Origin of the sequence: Streptococcus sp. 2018110 (genome assembly GCF_019754115.1) — a bacterium.
GTDB classification, from domain to species: Bacteria; Bacillota; Bacilli; order Lactobacillales; family Streptococcaceae; genus Streptococcus; species Streptococcus hashimotonensis.
In genome coordinates this window covers 1-1,599 of sequence record NZ_JAIJZO010000042.1, presented here as the reverse complement: position 1 = coordinate 1,599, position 1,599 = coordinate 1, and the positions used below count along the sequence as shown (strand labels likewise).

Annotated in this window: 2 protein-coding genes; both read left to right on the top strand. The window is 35.0% G+C overall.

Annotated elements, in window-relative coordinates:
• Positions 1–225 precede the first annotated feature (225 nt).
• Complete coding sequence (locus K5Q34_RS11655; RefSeq protein ID WP_221865059.1) at positions 226–777, top strand: hypothetical protein; 552 nt, start codon at positions 226–228, stop codon at positions 775–777.
• Positions 778–872: 95 nt separating this feature from the next.
• Positions 873–1,454, top strand: a complete 582-nt coding sequence (locus K5Q34_RS11650; RefSeq protein WP_253214130.1) for a hypothetical protein — start codon at positions 873–875, stop codon at positions 1,452–1,454.
• Positions 1,455–1,599 lie beyond the last annotated feature (145 nt).

Below are 1,599 nucleotides of genomic sequence, written 5' to 3'. Positions count from 1 at the left end.
TTGTTTTTTTTATTATAGCTAACGTGCAAAAAAGTTCGGAAAATCATCAAGTATTTTGAAACTCCAGATGAAAAATAGTTCGGAAAAACATTCCTATGTGCCTTTTCCTGGAGAAGAATTTGTTCGAAAATGATAGAAAGGAGATTTTTGATGAAAAAAGAAAATAATGAAAAAAGAGTATTTGTAGTAGATATAGACCACACTTTATTGAACTTGATTTCGTTAATGTCATTTAAAGTAGGGGTATCGTCTGATAGGTTTATCTCTCCAATAATGCAGGTCAACGGTATAGACTATCAGAAGATTTTAAATGCTTGGAATGGGGTTGATAGTGTTTACCTCGATATTATTAAAGCGATACAATCGTACACTTTCTATGAGTTTAGAAATTATCGTATGCCACTATATTTCAACAAAGAGGTTTTCAATCTACTTGAAAATAATTTAGTTGTCTTTGTATCGTCATCTTTTACACGTCAAGGTACATTCTTAAAATCAGATATTGTTAACCTTTATCGTAAGAGGTTCAACAGCTATACAGAGGACTATGTTCCCACAGACTTACTTACTTTTGCAGATGAAAGCTACGAAGAACATTCGTACAAAAACTTACTTCAACGCTTACGCTTGTCTGGGTATCAAGTAGTTTGTGTAGATGATAATCCGACACGCCTAGAATGGGCTAACGAATTAGATTGTCAAACCTTACTGGTACCTCAAGTTTGGAATAGAAAGGAAACACGTTTTCAACGGTTGGGTATCAATATTGAAAACTAGAATTATCTTAACAGTTGGTTGTGTTGGTAAGTCAACGGCTGATAAAAATTATAGTATACAGGAACAGTTTTAGAAAGAAAAGAGGGGATTAGAGAATGACAATGATTGCACGTAAAAGACCGATTGCGGTCTGGGCTACTAGATATGACCATAGTGTCATACTCGATGAGTTTTTAAAATTCTTACGTTCAAATGAAGAAGAACCTGTGCGTTATGATGAAACAGATGGTACAATTTACATTCAAAAAGAACGTGGTGAGATTGCCTTGCCTAAAGGTAATTGGGTAATTAGTGAAGTTAATACTGATAAGCGTTTTTGGTCAATAGACCCTAAAATCTTTCAAAAGACTTACGAACGTGTTGAAGGTGCTATACATTCTTTTAGGAAAAAGGTTTACGAAGTTGAATGTATTGAATTGAAGTCCTTAGACGCTAAAGATGTCCGACCAGTTTTAGAGTTTCTTGGGTATCGAACGAATGGAGATGTTTTAAATATTTTACACATGGATGAAATTATTGAAGATTGCCAACTTAAAGGTTGTGTTCCTGTTGATACGCTTGAGGGTATCGAAGCCCTTTACCCTACTGAAATTCTCATTAAGGGTGTTGAAGGCGAGTTTTATCCTGTCAAACGTGATAATTTTGATAAAGTTTATGATATTATCGGTGAGATTTAGAATCTAGCCAATTTCATTTTAACTTAGAAGCAGGTCACTAAGTGGCTTGCTTTTTTATTTGGTCTCACGTGTAAAAATGTTCGGAAAAACATTCCGACGTGCCGATTCCAGGAGAAGAAATAGTTCGGAAAAACGCTCCGACGTG